Source organism: Candidatus Thermoplasmatota archaeon, from assembly GCA_018814355.1.
Lineage (GTDB): Archaea > Thermoplasmatota > Thermoplasmata > UBA10834 > UBA10834 > COMBO-56-21.
In genome coordinates this window covers 1-19,984 of the sequence record JAHIZT010000097.1, presented here as the reverse complement: position 1 = coordinate 19,984, position 19,984 = coordinate 1, and the positions used below count along the sequence as shown (strand labels likewise).

General features: G+C 56.5%; 17 protein-coding genes. 8 read left to right on the top strand and 9 right to left on the bottom strand.

What is annotated here, in order from left to right; genetic code table 11:
- Positions 1-2: 2 nt before the first annotated feature.
- The gene (gene prf1, locus KJ653_07100; GenBank protein MBU0685593.1) at positions 3-1,229 is read right to left on the bottom strand and encodes a peptide chain release factor aRF-1; all 1,227 of its coding nucleotides are present in this window, start codon (positions 1,227-1,229) and stop codon (positions 3-5) included.
- Positions 1,230-1,284: 55 nt separating this feature from the next.
- On the opposite strand from prf1, the gene pyrH reads away from it, so the two are divergent.
- Complete coding sequence (gene pyrH / locus KJ653_07095) at positions 1,285-1,974, top strand: UMP kinase (GenBank protein ID MBU0685592.1); 690 nt, start codon at positions 1,285-1,287, stop codon at positions 1,972-1,974.
- Here the strand turns inward: pyrH and KJ653_07090 are convergent.
- Complete coding sequence (locus tag KJ653_07090; GenBank protein ID MBU0685591.1) at positions 1,961-2,677, bottom strand: DNA alkylation repair protein; 717 nt, start codon at positions 2,675-2,677, stop codon at positions 1,961-1,963. The genes pyrH and KJ653_07090 overlap by 14 nt on opposite strands.
- Positions 2,678-2,679: 2 nt before the next feature.
- Positions 2,680-3,501 carry a hypothetical protein gene (locus KJ653_07085; protein ID MBU0685590.1) on the bottom strand — a complete coding sequence of 274 codons (822 nt, stop codon included), beginning with the start codon at positions 3,499-3,501 and terminating at the stop codon, positions 2,680-2,682.
- A 334-nt stretch (positions 3,502-3,835) separates the two neighbouring features.
- Between KJ653_07085 and KJ653_07080 the strand changes: the two genes are divergently transcribed.
- The 4 genes from KJ653_07080 (at position 3,836) to KJ653_07065 (ending at position 13,169) form a co-directional block, all read left to right on the top strand.
- Positions 3,836-9,436 carry a PKD domain-containing protein gene (locus tag KJ653_07080; protein ID MBU0685589.1) on the top strand — a complete coding sequence of 1,867 codons (5,601 nt, stop codon included), beginning with the start codon at positions 3,836-3,838 and terminating at the stop codon, positions 9,434-9,436.
- A gap of 91 nt (positions 9,437-9,527) precedes the next feature.
- The gene (locus KJ653_07075; GenBank protein ID MBU0685588.1) at positions 9,528-10,451 is read left to right on the top strand and encodes a hypothetical protein; all 924 of its coding nucleotides are present in this window, start codon (positions 9,528-9,530) and stop codon (positions 10,449-10,451) included.
- A 32-nt stretch (positions 10,452-10,483) separates the two neighbouring features.
- The gene (locus KJ653_07070) at positions 10,484-10,645 is read left to right on the top strand and encodes a hypothetical protein (protein MBU0685587.1); all 162 of its coding nucleotides are present in this window, start codon (positions 10,484-10,486) and stop codon (positions 10,643-10,645) included.
- Between the two features lie 88 nt (positions 10,646-10,733).
- Positions 10,734-13,169: a tetratricopeptide repeat protein gene (locus KJ653_07065; GenBank protein ID MBU0685586.1), complete on the top strand. Its 2,436-nt coding sequence runs from the start codon at positions 10,734-10,736 to the stop codon at positions 13,167-13,169.
- 38 nt (positions 13,170-13,207) lie between these two features.
- On the opposite strand, the gene KJ653_07060 is transcribed toward KJ653_07065, so the two are convergent.
- The 5 genes from KJ653_07060 to KJ653_07040 form a co-directional block, all read right to left on the bottom strand.
- Positions 13,208-13,867 (bottom strand): PKD domain-containing protein, encoded by a 660-nt coding sequence (locus KJ653_07060; protein ID MBU0685585.1) that lies wholly within the window; start codon positions 13,865-13,867, stop codon positions 13,208-13,210.
- 74 nt (positions 13,868-13,941) lie between these two features.
- Positions 13,942-15,471 carry a phenylalanine--tRNA ligase subunit alpha gene (locus KJ653_07055; GenBank protein ID MBU0685584.1) on the bottom strand — a complete coding sequence of 510 codons (1,530 nt, stop codon included), beginning with the start codon at positions 15,469-15,471 and terminating at the stop codon, positions 13,942-13,944.
- A gap of 55 nt (positions 15,472-15,526) precedes the next feature.
- The gene (gene tsaA, locus KJ653_07050) at positions 15,527-15,919 is read right to left on the bottom strand and encodes a tRNA (N6-threonylcarbamoyladenosine(37)-N6)-methyltransferase TrmO (GenBank protein ID MBU0685583.1); all 393 of its coding nucleotides are present in this window, start codon (positions 15,917-15,919) and stop codon (positions 15,527-15,529) included.
- Complete coding sequence (locus KJ653_07045; GenBank protein MBU0685582.1) at positions 15,916-17,034, bottom strand: tryptophan--tRNA ligase; 1,119 nt, start codon at positions 17,032-17,034, stop codon at positions 15,916-15,918. Before KJ653_07045 ends, tsaA begins: the two co-directional genes overlap by 4 nt.
- Before the next feature lie 119 nt (positions 17,035-17,153).
- Complete coding sequence (locus KJ653_07040) at positions 17,154-17,378, bottom strand: transcriptional regulator (protein MBU0685581.1); 225 nt, start codon at positions 17,376-17,378, stop codon at positions 17,154-17,156.
- A gap of 229 nt (positions 17,379-17,607) precedes the next feature.
- On the opposite strand from KJ653_07040, the gene KJ653_07035 reads away from it, so the two are divergent.
- The 3 genes from KJ653_07035 (at position 17,608) to KJ653_07025 (ending at position 19,671) form a co-directional block, all read left to right on the top strand.
- Positions 17,608-18,654 (top strand): hypothetical protein, encoded by a 1,047-nt coding sequence (locus KJ653_07035; GenBank protein MBU0685580.1) that lies wholly within the window; start codon positions 17,608-17,610, stop codon positions 18,652-18,654.
- On the top strand, positions 18,651-19,151 hold the full coding sequence (locus KJ653_07030) for an acyl-CoA thioesterase (GenBank protein MBU0685579.1): 501 nt from the start codon (positions 18,651-18,653) through the stop codon (positions 19,149-19,151). Before KJ653_07035 ends, KJ653_07030 begins: the two co-directional genes overlap by 4 nt.
- 79 nt (positions 19,152-19,230) lie before the next feature.
- Complete coding sequence (locus KJ653_07025) at positions 19,231-19,671, top strand: sporulation protein (GenBank protein MBU0685578.1); 441 nt, start codon at positions 19,231-19,233, stop codon at positions 19,669-19,671.
- A gap of 122 nt (positions 19,672-19,793) precedes the next feature.
- Here the strand turns inward: KJ653_07025 and KJ653_07020 are convergent.
- Positions 19,794-19,984: hypothetical protein (locus KJ653_07020; protein ID MBU0685577.1), on the bottom strand; the 191-nt coding region annotated here is incomplete at its 5' end.

The following is a 19,984-nucleotide window of genomic DNA, read 5'->3' as shown; positions in this document are numbered from 1 at the left end:
TATCAGTTCACTCTGAATCTCAGTATGCCGGCGATGCCTCCGAAGGCCTTCATGAGCAGTCCGCCCTCCTCAGATTCGCCTGAGATGAATTCCACCTTGGTGTTGTTCTGTGCGGCGACCTTGTGCAGCTCGTCGACGAGGTCGTCCACCTCATCGACCTTCATGATCGCGCCGCACTTGCTGCATTTGACGTCCTCTGTGGAATCCTTCGCCATGGCCTCCTTCTGGGCGCCGCACGAGGGACATGTGAGCTTCAGCCTGACCCTCCTCAGGGCTTCCGAGAGTATCAGAGTATCGACCGCGCCTATCATGAGGGCGTTCTTGACCTGCTCCTCGCCGTACATGGACATCCCGCCGTCCGGCTTCCGGATCTCCTCGAACAGCCTCTGCACGATGTTCTTCTCCCTCATCAGGTCTAGGTCCCTCAGCTCCTCCCTGGAATTCTCGACCAGCTCCTTGAGGCCGTACTCGTCAGTGTAGCCGACGTCGAAAGTGTCCAGTATCTTTTTCTGGAGCTCGTAGTGCAGGTACTCGCTCTTGACGAAGTAGTCCTTGGTGGGGCCGGGACCGCCGACTAGGATCCCCTTAAGATTCTTCTGTGATAGGAATGATTCGTTGACCACATCAGCCACTTTCTTGTAGTACTCGTGCGCAGCGATCTCTATCAGCCGTTCGAATCTGCGGGCTGACTGGCCGCCCCTCCCGTGCTTGCTCGGGACCAGAGACTGCATGTTCTTGATCGGTATGATCCGCTTCCCGCTCAGGAGCCCGATGGTCGCCTCGGCCCGGTCTATGACGATGAGGCCGAAGGTCTCCTTGGTCTCCAGCATGCTCTCGATCGGCTCAGTGAGGAACTTCGATTCGCACCTGTAGATGAATGTAGGCACAGGTTCCGGAGGCTCCAGAACGAACTGTATCATGTTGGTCTGGTCCGCACCGATCGACCTGTGCCCAACAAAGAACACGAGTCCGTTCTCGGGCGGTTGCTTGAAGTTCTTGAGCCTAGACAAGATCGATGAGATCGCGGACTGCACATTCTTCCTAGTGCTCGCAGACTTGATGTTGGAGGATTGAGAGTATTCACTGCGCAGGTAGTTCGAGACATCGGAAATCTGTCTCGATGGGGGGATGTAGAGAGAGATGAGTTCCGTCCCCCGTCCGGATAGTTTCCGGACCTCCTCGAGGCTCCTTCGGAACTCGTACTTCTGGAGGTCTGTCAGCTCGGTCATCTGAGAACCAGTCCGAAGCCTTTTGTACGGGTTAGAGCGTTCACCATTATAATAGTTGACCAAAATGGAACCCGTTGTTCTTTCGCTGGGCGGCTCTGTACTGGTAAGGGAAGAGGGCGATACTGCCTACATACGAAAGCTCGCAAAGATACTGATTGGGATATCGTCCAACTTCAAGCTCTATGTAGTCACAGGCGGTGGGAAGATCGCTCGATACTACATCAGAGCAGGCAGGGATCTCGGCGCCTCCGAGAGCTTCTTGGATGAGATAGGGATCGAGGTCACGCGCCTGAACGCGCGCCTGTTGATAACCGCTCTTGGGGACCATGCCTGTCACACGCCGCCGAAGAATTATGACGAGGCAGTGCACGCGGGCAAGACATGTTCAATAGTCGTCATGGGGGGCGTGAGCCCGGGCATAACAACTGACGCTGTTTCAGCCCTTCTGGCCGAGCGCGTGAAAGCCCGGAGGCTCATCAACGCGACGTCGGTGGACGGTGCATACACCGCAGACCCGAAGAGTGATCCTGGCGCTCAAAGGATTCCTCAGATGACGCACAAGGAGCTCGTTGCGCTGATGGGCACGAGCTCCGTCGGCGCTGGTCCCAACCATGTCTTTGATGCAGTCGGGGCGAAGGTGCTGGAGCGTTCGAAGATATCCTTGGCGATTGTCGACGGAAACGACTTGGCGAACCTAAGTGACGCGCTCGAAGGGAAGAACTTCAAAGGAACTATGGTTGCTTGAGCAATCTCTTCTGAACCGCTTCGCCTTTCAATTCCCTGAGGGCGTCTGAGGCTATCCATCGGGCCGCCTTTGAGTCCAGCTTCTTGATTCGCTCTGCGGTCTCAATCGCCTTCTCGTTGAGCGCATGGTTCCTCTTCCCAATCTGCCTCAGGGCCCAGTTGACAGATTTACTAACGTATCTGCGCTCGTCGGTCGCTCCCTTCACGATGAGCGGGAGGAACCTCAACATCTTCTCGTCCTCCGCCTTCTTGTCGTGGACCGTGAGCGTGGCCATCATCGTGTACGCAGCCCGCTTGACAAACTCCTCCTTTCTCTTACTCCACTCTATTGCCTTCTTGTAGGCGAACGGAGTCCTGTCGAAGAGATGTCCGCAACAGCCGTCAACGATCCCCCAGTTATCGAAACCCTTGGCCCAATGCTCCATCTGCTGTTCAGTCACAAGTCTCCAATCATCGATCATGAATGCAAGTATCCTTGCATCGTATATGCCAGACTCCCAGAGTCGAAGAGCCAACTCGTGGTCCTTCCCAGTCTCTTTAGCGATCCTCATGAGGTCTGGCATGCATATCCCAAGAGTGGACGGTGAGTTGAGGCCATATCTGGCCATTCCCTCGATGTTCTTCGGGTTCCGGAGTGACTTGAGCTCCTTGATGATGCCGTCGTAGGTCCTGCCCTTCACCTTCTTCTTGGTCTTTGCGCTCATCTTCACAGAGCCTCCAGGTCGTCGCTGCTGATCTCCTCAAGTCCGCAGGACGCGAATCTCTGTTGTAGCTCCCTGTACGCCGGCTTCGGCATGCCCTTCTTGTGGAAGTAGACTCTCTTCGCTCCTCCGCTCTTGTTCGCCATCTGCTCGATCATGTCAGGCTTCAGTGCCTCAAGGGCGTAGTATGCTGCCATGTGGCCTATGGCGACCTTTCTGGACAGGGCGACCTCTGTGAACCTTGGGGCGTAGTGTCCTCCGCCTACGCAGACGATGACAGGGTATCCTTCATCCTTGATGTTCAATATCGATTTCGCAATCGCCTCCGCCGCATCCTCTCTTCCCCAGAACTCCTCGTAGCTGCCGATCTCTATGTAGAATGCAGGTGAGTTCACGAACGGTCCGTGATGCGTCGTCTCGAACGAGATGTTGAACCCCAGTCCCTTGCCATTGGACGAGAGCGCCCTCAAAGCGGAAGTCATGAGCTGCGGAGAGCTCTTGCAGAGTGTCCCTGGCCTTCCCCCGAGGTCGGCGGATGAGAAGTTCCCGATCGGGTGCACGGTTAGTGAGGGCATCTTCGATTCGGACCTGTGCCTGGAGGCGAATACCACGACCTCAACAGTCATTCCGAGGGCTTTGGAGACTCGTTCGTCAATCAGTTCTTCGTCAAGATGTATCCTGTCGACCTGGACCATGAGGAAGTCATCCTTCGTCATTGCAGGATGTCCGTCGAACGAACCGTTCTCCGACCATCCCGTTCTCTCCAGGAGCCGTGCCCGGATGTTCATGGACGCCGGGTCCTCAGAGGATGTGACTATGAGCTTCACGATTCCCCAGACAGTACTGGTAGCCATTAACCCTTTTGCAGCGCGGAACATGCCGTAGATGATGTGGTTCAGGGTTCAGCTGGTGATGACCGTGGAGTCATACGCACCTGCGTTCACCGTTCAGCTTTCCGAATCGAGGGTCCCGAGTCGCCTATCTCCGTCATCGCGGTCGGATCTGTCTTCGTGAATAAGGTTAGGAGACCTCGACGCTGACCCTGTCCTACGGCATCCGATCTTCAGAGTCAGTATAGCCTAGCTACCGATAATGTTAATATAGTATCAATGCACGTTGGAATCTCGCTTGGGAGTGGGCCAGGCTTCGGGGGGATTTGAAATGAGGACTGAGGGATTCGGTCTTCTGGTAGCAGTTGCAGCGGTGATTGTCGCAGCGTTGATGGCAGCCCCTATTGGGAGCATGCAGGGGATGTTCGGGTCGTCGGAGCACGCGCCCGTCGCCGATGTTGGGACTCAGGTCTTGGATGTCAGTCCGAGGTCAGTTGACTATCGCTACTACGATTTCTTCGATGTGCCATTCGGCGAGTGGTGGGATTCGCGATGGGATATCTACCATACGGAGCAGATCATATCGTACACGTACCCGACGATGTTCTACTTGTACGACCAGCCCCCGGGCAAGATCTGGACATACTCCAACATGATGCTCGATGTCAAGGGAAGGAACATGAGCGAGATCAACATGAACAGTCACCCTGAGTTCCTGCCGTTTCTAGGAACCGCAAGAGGCGGCAATGCCACCATCGACTGGTTCATGCAGTACCTCACAAAAGCTGAGATGGCGAGGTATCCAGGAGCTACCGCAGCATGGTATGACGGCTGGGTGATTTCGCTCAACGGCACCACGACCATGGACAAGCAGGCCGCGATGACCATATTGAATGTTACTTCGGCGGGTTATGACAACTTCGCGAACTGGTGGACCGCCAACGAGCGTGGCGTCGAAGACGCCTATGTTGCCTGGCTGATGAACGAGGGCAACAAGAGGCTCGACATCTATAACATGTATGAGTATCCGCTCACGCCCTTGACATTCAACCTGGGCGCTCAGAAAGTGGCCGACAAGATCGTCCTAACGTACGACATAGTCAGCTGGGGCATGGAAGCGATGATGACCCGGTGGCTCCACGAGGCGTTCATGCCAACGGAGCACTACTTCGAAGGTTTCAACCTACACGCTAGCATAGGGCCGGAGAGAACGGATGTCGACATAGCCACCGAGGTGGCGTACGGCATATACGCGCACGAGACGGCTATAGTCCCTGGTGGCAAGACTCACGGTGATCCGTGCTGGGTTTGGAGGACGAACCACCAGGATGTCATCAGGCCGACCATCGGACACCCGAAGTCGGACATCGCTCCCTACATGAATTTCACGTACGACCACACCGCACCTGGTAGCCTGTGGTACGGCCGGCAGATGCCGTACGATTACGCACCCACAGCCCACAACCTGTCTGCGAACGAGACATTGGTGATTGAGTTCCCGACCGGGCCGCAGCTGTTCAAGGAGCAGGCGTTCTATCCGAACGGTACGCCGATACTTGACAAGCCGATTAACGAGAGGATTCTGAACACGACGGCAAACATGACCTTGAATTATGCGGCTCCGATGGTATCCGACAACCCGGAGCTTAGTCCTGGGTATGTGACGGTCGATAACATCGCCGGTCGGTTGACCTATACCGGACCGATCGACATGTGGACCTGGTCGAAGGATCAGGCGAAGCATTCGGTCCTTGCGAGTGAGTGGGACAGGCTAGGAATCATCCCGTATAGCATACCGTATGTCGAGCTCACTCGGGATCTAACTCCTCAGCTGCCTTGTGCATATGGATATGCAGTTTCCGCGATGTCGAGCCCCGTGGTCACAGGGGAGCTAGTGACCTTCACAGTGACCGTCTACGACCAGTACGGCAACGTGTTCCCTGGCTACGACGGGACGCTGAGCTTCGCATCAACAGATGTTGCTGCGGTACTGCCAGGAGATTACACGTTCGCGACAGCCGATGCGGGGGTCCACATATTCAGCAACTTGATCTTCCGGACCGCGGGGCTGCAGGACCTGATGCTCGTAGACGCTGCCAACCCTGTCATCACCGGTGGGGCGTGGGGCATAGACGTGAAGGCAGCGCCGGTCGCAGATTGTTTCGAGTTCGCGGGTATCCCGAGCATCGTGGGAGTCAACACGGCGCAGGATGTTACCGTTACAGTGTATGATCAGTATGGCCAACTGTTCGTAGGCTACACTGGGACGATCACCTTCGGCTCCAACAGGAGCGCGGACGTGATGCTGCCTCCCGACACTACTGTCCCGGCCGGAGAGAATCATGTGACCGTCCATGGAGGAATGACCTTCACGTCAACGGGCTGGTTCCTGGTTAGCGCTAGCGATTCAATCGACGATACAATCTATGGGGAGACAGCTGTCCGAGTGGAACTCGATACCCCCCACGTCGACCACTTCGTGATTACAGGTGAGACGGAGCTATTGCCTGGAGTGTACCACGACCTTACGGTCGAGGCGGTCGACCAGTTCGGCAGCACCTTCCAGACGTACACCGGGACCGTTCACTTCGCGACCGATGCCCCCGGAGGCACATATTCACTCCCGCAGGACACGGCGTTCGCTCCAGCAGACAATGGAGTGAAGGTATTCACGCACGCGATGAGGTTCAGTCAGATGGGAACTTACCAGGTGAATGTGAGCGACACGGTTGCCAAGACTGCATACGGGCTGCTGACTGGCATAAACGTCGCGACGATGCCGAACATCGTCTATACTGCTTACGACTTCTTCCAGGAGCCGTGGGGAGAGTGGTTCTGGAACCCCAATTGGAGGCATGAGTGGTACTATCAGGACTACATACTATCGAACACGACGGGCCAATACTCGATGCTGTATGACCCTGACCAAAACGGTGCTCGGGGCGTTATCTATGCGCCGTATAGGTTCAACATGACCGCCACGAACGTGTCTACAGTGGACGTGCACAATCCGGAGTTCATGCCAGTCCTCGGAGGCGTCGGTCCGCAGGTGGGAGCTGAGGCCGAGATGCACATACGCATGCAGTATCTCGACCACGCCTGGTGGAACAGCTACTGGTATCCGACCTGGGGCGGTGGGAGTTCAGTCATAAGGAACTACATCAACACGAACGACGGATATCTGATCGGTACAATCATTGACGTGGAGCTGAACCGGGAGGCGGCGTACGAGTGGATGGGCATGCCGACGACTGCTGATCCGGCCACATGGTGGGGGACCAACCAGTATCCGTACGAGGATGCTTGGAGCAACTGGATCGACAACGAAGGCAACAATCGCCTGGACATCTACTGCGGCTACGAGGACTACTACTATCCAGAGTGGACGTGGTCTGACATGAGTGTTGACGCGGACGGCGACATACTGCTCACTGTGGCACACATCAGCTGGGGCTACGAGGTTCTCATGACGAGATGGTTGAATGAGGCCCAGCTCTGCACGCACGAGCCCTGGTTCGAGGATTTCGACCTGCAGGCCACTTTGGGAGACGGCATCGCGAGAGTGTCCTTTGACGCAGCAGTGCAGTACGGATTCCATGCTGTGAAAGCGAACGCGAGCGCGAGCAACGACGGCGCGTGGGCCTGGGAACCCGCCGGAATAGACTACTGGCCGTCCTGGGCTCAGGCCCCTGCGTACCACCATTCTGAGTACGATCCGTACGCTGGTCCTTCATGGGGGTGGGGCGCCAAGACGACTTATCAGTCCTGGAACGCCGGCGACCCGAGATTCGGCAGTGAGGTCGAATACACCGCGACACCGCATCGGTTCAACCTGTACGAGTTCCAGACCCTCGTAGTGAAGTTACCTCAGGGCTCGAACGTTCCCGGGTATCTAGGCCAGGGCGCTGGTGCCAACGCGATATTCAACATGTCTCTCGGAGATACCCATGACTACGACGCGCTCAGGTATACGGGTACCGCGAGCCTCGGGTACGTGATAACGAATCCGACGAACCCTCTGGACATGGCGTCAGTGTATGATCCGGCAACGAAGACGCTGACCTTCACGGGCCCGTACGACTTCGACAATCCAGGCGGAAGGACAGGGGGAATGCTCTACCACGGCGCTCCTTGGATCGAGTTCAATGTTGATGCGAACTCGCCACCTTCTTACACGCATATTGTAACGAAGGGAGCACAAGGGCCCAGGGCAAGCGCTGTGACGTGGGAATATGTGCCAACGGACTACATGATGTGGACCGGACACATCGTGAATGACGGACTGCGGTCCCTCGTTGTCGACGTCTACGATATCACGACCGGCGTGCCAGTAGAGATAATGCACCAGAGGGTCAGGTTTGCGTCTTACGATGCGTATCCGACTGGCATTGTCGACACAGCAGGCGTCATCATGTCGCCTACCCACAGATATTCGATAACGGTGACGCCAAACGGCCCGAGGGGTTCGTCATGTACTGTAGATGACCCATTCCGAATCCCGCCCCCACCTCCTGTCGCGGTGTTCACTGCGTATGCGAACAATCTGACTGTATTTGTCGACGGATCTAGCTCTTACGACCTCGACGGATTCATAGTATCATACGATTGGGACTTTGGCGACGGAACGAGTGCGGCGGGAGTCACAGCCAATCACACGTACGCCACAAGAGGAACCTACACGATTACTTTGACAGTGATGAACAACTTCGGTCTCAACGGATCGGCGAGCGAGCAAGTAACGATAGTCACGCCGCCGCCCATCTGGGCATCGTTCACATACTCAGTGAACGGCCTGACAGTGAATGTCGACGCGTCCGCATCAAGCAGTGGGAATGGGATTGCGAGCTACGATTGGGACTGGGGTGACGGAACGACCGGAAGCGGCATGGTCGGGACCCATACTTATCCCGCTTCGGTCAACTCAACACCCTCGGAGCCCTACCACCCAACGCCCGGTCCCCCCCATGCCATCTTTGGCTTCACCTATGCCGCTGATGGGGTGACCGTGCTGACCGGCTGCAATGTGACTCTAGTGAATCTGCGAACGGGATACTCTCTGACCAACACCTCGGATGCCGTCTACGGCGCCTATGTCGTCGATGCATATGCCTTTGACACCGGCTGGTTTTTTGGCGACCTCATCAGAGTCGCTGCGACCTCGGGCGCACAAACCGGGTGGACAATCTCTCCCCTGACGGACAGCCTGAGTGGGTACGATCAGATTGATGTCGCGATGGGCTTTGGTGTAGCGACCATTACGTTGAGAGTCACGGACACGAATGGACAGACCGCCTCGGTTAGCCACACTGTGAAGCTGGTCCTGCCACCGATCGCGTCATTCACATTGACCGTGGATGGTCTGACGGTGAATGTCGACGCATCTGCATCTAGTGGTCAAGGCGGGATCGTCAGCTACTCGTGGGACTGGGGCGACGGAACGACTGGGACCGGCGTGACCGCGACGCACACGTACTCAACGGCGAGATCGGTGCTGTCAGATTCGGGACACGCTCTCTCGGGAAGAGGACGTATGCCGATGCCCTATACTGTCTTTGGATACACGTACGGCCCTGATGGTGTCACACCACTAAACGGCTGTACCGTGACCATCACGAATACTAGAACTGGGGAATCCATGATTTGGAACGAGACTCGTCAATACTGGGACCCCAACCTCAATATCTATTCCCTCGACCTGTTGGAGCTCCCAACCCTCTACATGATCGGTGACATGCTTATTGTCACGGCGACCAACGGCACATTTGTCGGATCGGTCCAAGCGCCCGTCACGGACAACCCGAACGGGTACCTCCGGATCGACGTGGTGCTGTCTGAAACCGTTGAGCCAATTGTGAAGACCATCACGCTGACAGTGACGGACTCGCTGGGACGGACCGCCTCGGTGAGCCAGCAGATCGTGCTCTACCCGTGATGTCGGCTCTTATGCTGAGCGCGGGATTCCAGCGCTGAGTCACCTTCGGGTCGAAAAGGCTTATAAGCAGGCCAGGGTTCTTTGCCAGCCGATGGCGCCTCTCACAACCACAACCATCGGCAGCCTGTTCAGGTTCAGCGAGGACCTGCACGAGTCTATAGACAAAGCCCTGAAGTTCCAGAAGGAGCACGGCGTGGACATCGTCTCGGACGGCGAGCAGAGGGCCGATATGGTGGCCTACTTCGCCGAGTCGTTCGGAGGCCTTGCGGTCGAGAACGGCACGCCCATCGTTACTGGTAAGGTCGAGCTGAAGAACTCGGCCGAGAAGTTCTCCAAGGTACAGGACCTCAAGTACATCAGGTCCAGGTATCCTGATATCAAGATCAAGCTCGCCGTCACAGGCCCTACAACGCTGGGCATGACCTGCGGCAGCAGGAAGATCAAATCGCACTACAAGAACATAATGGACTTCGCGCTTTACGAGGACATCGCGATCGCGCTGCAGCCAATAGCCAAGGCGTTGGTGGACGGAGGGGCATATGTCCAGATCGACGAGCCGTTCCTGTCCCAGGGGTACAAGGACCTCGCTGCAAGGGTCAGTCTAATTGATCGCATCGCAGACGGCCTTCCACCGGAGAAGGTGAGCGTCCATGTCTGTGGCTTCATCGGGGGGTTCGGGGCGGCGAACATGCTCTCTGAGCTCGGGAACGTCTCCGTGATTAGTTTCGGGTTCGCAGGAGGCATCGAGAGGAGGAACATTGAACATGTCTCGAGGAAGCTGTTCGAGGACACCGGCAAGAGACTGGGCGCCGGGTGCATCTCAGTCACGCCGCTTGCTGAGAATCAGGTGGACACTCTCGATACTGTCGCGGCCAAGCTCAAGGATATTGCCAGCAAGGTCGGCAGGGAGAACATCGCGTATGCACACCCCGACTGTGGTATGAGGGCTACGAACAAGGCCCTGGTCCCAACCATCCTGAGGAACATGCGGGCCGGGGTCGACCTGTTCGGCTGAGTCATTTGCATGAGGTCAGGTCTATTGGGTTCGTGTCTATATTCATCGGCTGGAGCCTCGGCCTGCCAGACCCATTGAATGGGAATATCGTACCATTCCTGATCTCTGGTGCGCTTGGGATGTTTGCGGTCGTTCTGGCACAGGTCAACCTGAAGGAGAAGGCTCAGGCCAATCTTGGCAGGCCACCCGGTTGAGCCATCATGGGTCGTGGGTTTCTGCTGCATGTGGTACTCGTCTTTAAATAACCCGTTTCTGGTTCCTTGACCCGCAGGGGTGGAGGCTTTGGCCGGTGAACTGACTGTCTCGGAACGGATTCTTTACCATCTGAACAACTACATCAAGTACGAGGACAAGTTCGAGGCCCCGTTCGATGTCACTCAGGACGGGATATCCCAGGCATGTGTGATATCCCGCGCCCATGCCGCCATCGAGCTCAAGAAGATGAAGGCCGCCGAGATTGTTGACGAACGGTTGGCACATGTCAAGAAGGGCAAGGCCAGGCGCAAGGTCTACTTCCTGACCTTCGAGGGCAAGTCGAATGCCGCGGATGTCCTCCAATACGTGAAGGACAACAGCATCGCGCCAATGGTAGATGCGACCAAGGTTTCTCCTGAGACGTCCTCCAGGGCCAAAACCGTCAAGCGCTCGTCCCCGTTGCCGACGGTTACGACATTCTACGGCCGTGGGAAAGAGCTTGGAGCATTCGACAAGGCCCTTGCTCTTCCATCGATGAAGGTTCTGTCCGTCAGAGGCATCGCAGGAATAGGCAAGACAACGCTAGTGGCGAGAGCTGTCTCAAGCATGGGTGGTCAGAGGGTGTTCTGGCACACCGTCAAGCCATGGGACGCGCAGAGGAACTTGGCGGACGCCCTCGGGAAGTTCTTTGCGGAGAACGGGAGCAGGAAGCTGGCAGCATACCTCGCTACTGGGAGATTCGAGCTTGGAGAGCTTAGCTACCTCCTGAACGAGGAGCTCTCGGAGAACGGATATATGTTCGTCTTCGACGATTCGGACGCGTCAGAATCCCTCCAGGAATTCCTAAGGATGTTCAAGCATAGCAGCGGCTCAGCGAAGATCATTGTCACGTCTGAATCAGAGCCGAAGTTCTACGAACATTCTGACAAGGTTGCTAGGAAGGAGGTCGTAGAGATAGAGCTCGGAGGCCTCGACAAGACCGCGGCCCTCGAGCTGCTGAAGTCCAGGGGGATCGAGGGATCAGTAGCTGACGAACTGGCCAGGGTGACACATGGACATCCCCTCTCGCTCGAGATGGTCACAGAGTCGAGCCCGACGGAGGCGAAGTATCAGGTCTCCCGTTTCTTCGAGGAGAAGTTCTACTCATGCTTATCCGAAACGGAGAAATCCCTCCTCCAGCTCTCATCGGTCTTTCAGAAGCCAATCCCGGCAGATGCGATACCGAGGGATCTCCGACAGGTCAGGAAAGGGTCGATGCTAAGAGAAGTTGCTCCTGGCAAGTTCGAGATCCACGCATCCCTCAGGGACTTCGTCTACAGCTCCATGACGAAGGAAGAGAGAGCCAAATGGCACAGCGCCGCATCAGACTACTACCTCAAGGCGGACGACGCGCAGGAGCGTCTGTTCCATTTGATCAGGGCGAACAGGACGCTTGAGGCTGAGATGATGATGTCCCGGCTGAGCGATGATCTCCTGGGGGACGGCAATGTCCTGAGGCTGTGGGAGACGATATCCTTCTTCGAACCGACGAAGCCGAAATACGCGCAGGCCGTGACTCTGGCAAAGGCGAGGACCGCCAGCCTCATAGGCGAGTACGATTCTGCGTGGGCGTTGCTCGAGAAGGTCGCCAACGACGGAGAGCCCAGGCACAAGGCAGAGGCCCTTGTCGAGATGGGCAAGATCAGGAGCAAGAAGGGCGACCTGAAGGGCGCCTCGAGGCTCCTCTCTGACGCGCTCGAGCAGGCGAAGGATCTTCCAGGCGTCCGGGCCAAGGCACTTCGTGGCCTCGGCGTCGTGGAGAGTAAGCTGGGGAACTACTCGAAGGCGCAGCAGCTTCTGGAGAGGAGCGCGAGGGACGCGATGTCGGTCATGGACTCCAAGGGCATGCTATTGGCGCACATGGAGCTCGGAAACGTGTTCATCGGCCGTGGGATGTACGAGCAGGCGATAGACCACTTCTCGAAGTGCGCAGCGGGATTCGGGCCTGTCGATCTGACGAACGTATACGTCAACATGGGCATCGCCAGCGCGTCCTTGGGCAGGACGGACGAGGCGAGGCTGCATCTCGAGAACGCCGTCAGGTTGGCTGACGAGACGGGTCAGCCAAGATCCAAGGCCTATGCGCTAACCTCATTAGCCGAAGTACTTGTCAAGTCAGGTCAGGTGGAGCAAGCGAAGGAACACTGTTTCGCAGCGCTCGACATTGTGACGGAGCTGAACGACAAGCTCGGGATATCCGCTGCTTATGCCAACCTCGGGATGGCTGAGAATGCCTCAGGGAATCTGCAGGCAAGCGAGGAGTACTACTCCGAGAGCATATCAGCCTTGGATGGCATGGATGTGCCTAGGAGCATGGGCCTCAGGAAGATGGAATTCGGGCTGATGCTCGAGGAAGCCAATGAGAACGATCGCGCAGTCAAGCTGCTCGAGGAGTCTAGGCGGCTTTTCGAAAGCATCGATGCAAAAGACATGCTATCCAGAGTCGAGTCGGACCTGGGCAGGATTGCCGGACAGAGATCCTGAGGCTGTTTTCCATCCTGAGGGAATCCACAGGTTGCGCTTCATGCCTTCGGTGATGGGGGTTTCTGCCGAGCCGTTGGCGGAGAGCCGATCTTGCGCCTTCTTCGAACCAGTCCGTCTATGACGAGCACGGCAACTAGCACAAGCACCACACCAAAGGCTAGAAGGATGCTGTCATCGCCGAAGACCGATATTATGCCGCCCGTCTTTTCAGCTGTGACCACCATCTCATCGTAGCCGACATTCCCGGCCGCGTCCGTGACTGACAGCATTACCTTGTACTCCCGGGCATCTTCGAACTTGAAATGGACTACCGGACCGTATAGCCTGTGCAAAGTCCCCGTCATTGGTCCGGCGACGAAGCTCCAGGTGTAGTTCACGATGCCGATGTTGTCGGTGGAGGCCGTAGCATCGAACGTGATCTCGTGACCGACCTTCGCCGTTCTGTCCTGACCTGCTATCGCAATTGGTCTCGTGGTGTCGTTCGCATAGGAGTAGGCCTTCAGTACTGTACCACATAAGAGGGACCCGAAGTAGAAACTCCCGCCCTCCATCTTCACGTCCCAGTGATTGCCGCCCACCATGGGAGTGCTGGCGGCTGATGAATGCGGAACCGAGGTCAACACGATCCCAAGAACCGCCGTCGTTGCGAGGAGTGCCACGATGGTTCTTCCGACTATCACCATTCCCCCTATGAACAACTGGCCCGGGAATTAACCTCCAGTATTAAGATGACTTCTTTCGTCACACACCGTATTTGCTGGTGCGCGTGAGTTCAGACCTGCGGCATGCTCTTGAGCCAGTCGACATCCGAGATGTAGATGTCCCTGATGTCCTTGAGCCCCCAGAGCAGCATCGCGAGCCTCTCGAAGCCCAAGCCCCATGCGAGCACCGGATCCTTCACGCCCAGAGGCTCTGTGACCTCCGGCCTGAATATGCCAGCGCCTCCGAGTTCCATCCACTGGCCATTCCACCAGATGTCCACCTCGAGAGAGGGCTCGGTGTACGGGAAGTACCCTGGTCTGATCCTTATCTTCGGCTGGCCCATGCGTCTGTAGAACTCCTTGAGCAACCCGCACAGCATGTCGAAGTTCGCGCCCTTCTCGCATACGATCCCCTCGATCTGCGTGAACTCAGGCAGGTGGGTGGAGTCGAGTGCCTCATTTCTGAACACCCTGCCTATGCTGAAAACCTTGAATGGCGGGTTCGGGTTCTTTGAGATGTACCTCGCTGTGTTCACGGTCGTGTGGGTCCTGAGAAGTAGTTTCTCCGCCTCGTGCCTGCTCCACTTGTATCTCCAGCCAGTGGAGCCGGTGGTCCCTCCATTCTCGTGGATCTGCTTCACCCTTTCCACCAGCTCCGCGTCACTTGACAGGTCCGTCCTCTCAGGGTTCTTGAGGTAGAAAGTGTCCTGGAGCTCCCTGACCGGGTGGTCCTGGGCCGTGAAGAGCACATCCATGTTCCAGAACGCGCTCTCGACATAGTCCCCCTTGATTTCCGTGAAGCCCATGTTGAGGAAGATCGATCGGACCTTCTCGAGCTGCAGAGTGAGCGGATGCTTCCTTCCGCCGTAGACCATCGGCGCGAAGGCCTTCACATCGTACTTCCTCACTTCGACCTCGCGCCATTTCCCGGACTGGATGAGATCGGGGGTGATCTGCGCCACCTCCTCCCTGATGTGGAAGTCCATTGCCGCAATCTTTGCTCCCTGGTCTGTCAGTGTTATCTTCTTCGTGGCCGAATGCTTCTCGTTGATGATGTCCTTGCGTTGCCTTAGCGAGTCGAGGACCTCCTTCTTGGCGTCGGTGTCGTGGACGTCTCCCTTTGCGAGCCTCTCGATCAGAAGCTCGTCCTCTCCCTTTGTATGGAGCGAGTCCTTGCCCTTGTCGGTGAGCGTTATGATCGTGTCGGAACCGTGCTTCGAGACCTCTCCCCAGCCCTTCTTCCTGATCCAGCCTAGGGCGATGGATATTTCCTCGTCCTTGAGCTTCCCGCTCTTCTTCAGGTCCGCCATGGAGCCCTTCCCGTTGTGTTCCTTTGCCAGGAACTCGAGCGCGACCCGCTCCGGGAGCGGCTTCGAGGCCACATCCTTGTTCCTGAGCGAGTAGCTCTTACTGATGATCTCGTCGATGCTGACCAATCCCTTCGCCTGCAGCCACGAGGAGGCGTTCATTACCTCCACGGTCTGGCCCAGGCCGCTCATCGTCCGGATGTCCTCAGGGCTCGCACTCTTGAGTCCGTTCAGGGCCTTCAGGACCTTCTTCTCGAAGAAGCTGAGCTGCTCGACGATGTCTTTCTCTGACATGCTCACGCCCCATCGGAAGAACTGCTTATGTACTTTTCCGGCGGGAGCTGGCAATTCAATAGTCTATCTCTTCCTCGTAGGGCTTGATGTCGAAAACAGGGCTCCCGTCGAATGCGTCCAAGCCCTTGACGGTGACGACTCCGCCTTTCACGCTGACTAGTTTCACCAGAGTGAGCCCTAGCTTGTTCGGCCTGGTTGGGGACCGGGAAGCGAACACTCCTACAAACGGGATCTCAGGATCGTGTCTCGGATGAACTCTGAGTTCGGTCATGCGCATTTTGTGGAACCCGAATATCACCCAGATGTGCTTGAAATGGCCTAGCTTGAATAGTCCCTCGGAATACCTCTTATCGAGAATCAGCCTCGACTGGACCTTGTCCCAGTCATCGGGCGTTTCCCTTATCCCGTTCCTGACAACAGCTATCGGCTTAAGCTTCAAGTCACTCAATCCCTGACGAAGAAATCCTCGATGACATCCTTTGCCTTCTCTCTTCTCTTCTGGTGCTCATCAAGGAACTTCCAGACCTTCTCGAACAGCTGCAGTTTGCACTCGCCGCACATGATCTTGCCGGCCCTGCAATCATCGTAGAGCTTGGCGAGCTTCTTGTCGTCGGGCTCGAAGAAGTAGGTGTTGTATGCATGCACGGAGCAGATGTCTGGGTCCCCGCCTAGCCTCTTCTGCTCCTCGATGGAAACCCGGCCGCCTGTGAACGCGTTCCCGATCTTCTTCTTGACGACCTTCTGGGAATCTGTCGTGAAGATCGTGGTGTCGGTCTTGGTCGATGTGGACATCTTATCCGAGCCTGCAAGAGAGGGCATCAGCTTGGCGTGGATGAGCGCTGGCTTGTAGTAGCCCAATCCCTCGGCGATGTCCCTTGTGATCCTGAAGTGCGGGTCCTGGTCTATGCCACACGGGATGAGGCACGGGACCTTCTTCTTCTGCTCCATCGATTCGAGGAAGCACGGGACCGTCTGGATGCTCGTGAAGAATATGCTGCCGATGTTGTTCGAGTTATCGAACCCGAACACGGCGCGAATGGTGGAGAAGTTGATCTTCTTTGCCGCTTTGATCGCCATCGGGTACATGGTCTTGATGTATTCAGTGTCGAGGAATATGTTCGTCAGCTTGGGGTCGAAACCTAGAGCGATGATGTCGAGGGCGTTCTCGTACCCCCATTTCTTGCACTCGTCCAGCGTGAGATGGTCATAGAACATGAACTTCTCATCGTCCGTGAGCTGGAACCAGAGCTTCACCTTGAAGGTGTCCTGAAGGTACTTGGTGAACGCCCAGGGCATAAGATGGCCCAAGTGTATGGGGCCCGAAGGCCCTCTGCCCGTGTAAAGCGAGAATCTGTTGCCCTTGTCGTATTCGTCGAGGAGCCACTCCATGTCTCTGTGCGAGTAGAAGATCTGCCGCCTGAGCATCGGGTGCAGCGGACCGTATTTTGCTAATCTAGCGCGCAGTTGCTCGTCGATCCTCTTGGTCCCGAACTTCTCTGTGAGGACGTCGTAGTCGATCTCGCCAGTTACCTTGTAAGGCGTTACAGTGAACTCTTCCGGCATCGGAACACTTGCCACGGGTTACTATGTACGATATTATATGGTTTGCTCTGGCCTGAGCTCGGCCAGATGGGTGAGAATGCCACAGGTGTCTCCGGGAGCCTGTATAGAAACGAGAAGGCTCACTGCTTCTGCAGGAGGTAGTAGCCCGCCGCCTTCTCTCTCGCCTTACGTTTCACTAAACCCTTGGACTGAAGCTCATCCAGAGCTCTGAGCACGAAGTTCTTGGGGGCCTTCGTGAGGCCCACGATCCTCTCGGCGTTGGCCATCTTCTCTTCGCCGTCTAGTCCCGCGTTCTTCATCGCGTTGTAGACCTTCTCCGCGTACGTCGATAGTCCTTCGGGCATGTTCTCAAGTCCCTGGCGAGTTTCTATCCCTTGAGCGGACCACATCCGCAGGGCATCCCTCGCCTCTGGCCGGATTCGAGAGGGCCATCTTAATACTTTTCGTCATGCAAGATAAAAACGGCCGTCTCGTGCCAGCATCCTTCAAATAGTTCCTCCCGGCGATTTCAGGGCGTAAAGATATATCTCCGACCGAGGGATAGGTGGTCGTATTCGAGAGTGGAGTATTGGCATGCGGATGAAAGCAGTCGCAAGGATCGGATATGCTGTCGTAGTCTGCTTTTTGGTCGTGATGTCGATCGGGGTCGTCCCCGCTTCCGCCGTAATGCGGAGCAGCGACGATTTTTTCACATACTCGATCACCATGGATTTGAAGGGGTTGAATGACTCGATCACCATGAACTTGAAGGGATTGAATGCATCTGGTTCGGTCACCTACTCTTTCCTGGGAACTGACACACTATCAGTGAACGGACAGTCATATGACGTGAATGTCATGACCGTCAGCGGCTCCGCCGGCGCGTCTTTCAGTCTACTGAGCATCTCTGGCACTCTTGGCGGTCATGTCTATGAGACCAAGGAAGGCATGGGAATAGTCAGAGACGACACAGTCATGTGGCTCAACACGTCCATCGGAACAGGTTCGTTCCAGATCGTGAACCGTAGTGAGACTGAGACCGTATCGACATACTCTCCGCCGCTCTTGAGCGGGTTCTCCCCATCACATACTGGCCCTGGCGATTCGTGGGTCGAGACGGTCGATGTCACGACCCAGTCGGAGACATGGATCAACGGCGTTTCACAGGGAACGTCCACCCCAGATACCGAGCAGATCACCGTCAGCTACGTCGCGGCCTCGAGCATAGAGTCTGTTTCGACACCTGCGGGCAAGTTCGACACCCTGAGGATAACCGCTACGGACAGCAACGGCGGCTCGATTGTCTACTGGTGGTCCTCCGATATCGGCAACTTCGTGAAGCAGGAAGAATCCGGCCAGAGCGCCCTTGATGTGAACATCAACATGATCCTCACAGACTACAATCACGCTTCATCCCCTAGCGCGGTACTGTTCATCGGGATTGGCCTTGGGGTTGCAATATTCGCCGTAATCGTACTCGTTGTCGTCCTGATGATGCGGCGCAGGCCGGGACAGCCGATCCCTTACCAGCCAGGAATGCCTGCACCTCAGCCGTACGCTCCCTCCCCGCAGGGACCTCCGCCTCCTGGCTCTCTGACTGTTCTCAGAGCCCGTAAGGTTTTCGCAAGGAGAACGCCATGAAGCGAGAGAAGCGGAAGGTATCACAATCGAAGACGGCCGTTGCCCGGGTCATGATGCCACAGGATGCGAACATCGCTGGCAATGTCTTCGGGGGCACGATCCTAAAGATGGTCGACGAAGCTGCTTACGTTGCCGCAACGAAGCATTCGCGCAGCAACATCGTGACCGCCTCCGTGGACAAGATGGACTTTCTGTCTCCCGTCCATATTGGAGATCTGGTGACCCTCAGGGCCAACGTGAACGCCGTTTGGCGGTCGTCGATGGAGATAGGTGTTAGGGTCGAGGCCGAGGACCCTAGGACAGGCGAGATCAGGCATACGGGATCATCCTACCTGACGGTCGTAGCTTTGGGACCCGATGGGAAGCCCACGACCGCCCCTGAGCTGGTGCTGGAGACCGAGAACGACCGGAGGCGGAACAGGGAAGCCATGCGAAGGAGGGCACGAAGGCTGGAGGAGAAGGCCGTCGAGAGTTTCAGGTCGAGGAAGCGCCCCTGAAGCGTCTATTCGTGATGACCGTGCGGGCGGTCAGAAAGAGCCTTATTGAGCCAGATGCATACGGCGCATTGATGAGTTAGTGGGCTTTCTAGATAAGATGAAATCCGTGGGATCCGCCATGACCGGCGGCGCAGCCAAGGTGAGCATCGAATACCCGCATCAGACTATGAAGGCGGGAGACTCGGTTCCTATCAAAGTGACCGTGATGTCCATGGGAAAAGAGGTCAAGTCCGGCGGAGTCTTCGTGGACATCCACGCGGAGGAGAGCGGGAAGGTCAAGTGCAAGCACTGCGGACAGATGACAGAGGTCCACAACGAGACTGTGAAGCAGTCCATTCCAGTGGGTCCTGCGTTCGTTCTGCAGCCGAGCGAGACAAAAGTATTCGACATGACGATCCAGGTGCCTTCTGGACAGCCTAGCTACAACGGCCAGGTCAGCCACCAATGGAAGATCAGGGGAAGGCTCGACGCCTTCGGAAACGACCCTGACTCGGGATACCAGAACCTTGAGATAAGGTAGTGGCGTCTACAGATCGGCCCTTGGCCCCTTCATCATCTTGGTGCTCGGGAGCTGGGACGGAAGAGATCTATTCCGCCTAGTGTCCGTTCGACTCGCCAATGCGCGTCCTCTTGAACAAGGTTCTAGCGTTCCAGCCTGATAGGTTCTGTTCTCTCCCATTCGTTCTGGGCTCCATCGAGCCCCCTCACGTCTAGGAATACTGTTTGAGAATCAGACTCTCCATTCTTATAGGCGTATTCTCTAACCCCTTTCGGAAGGATAGTTTGGCTAGAGCCGTATTCAACCCACTGTCGAAGGAGCAAGAGGACGCAGT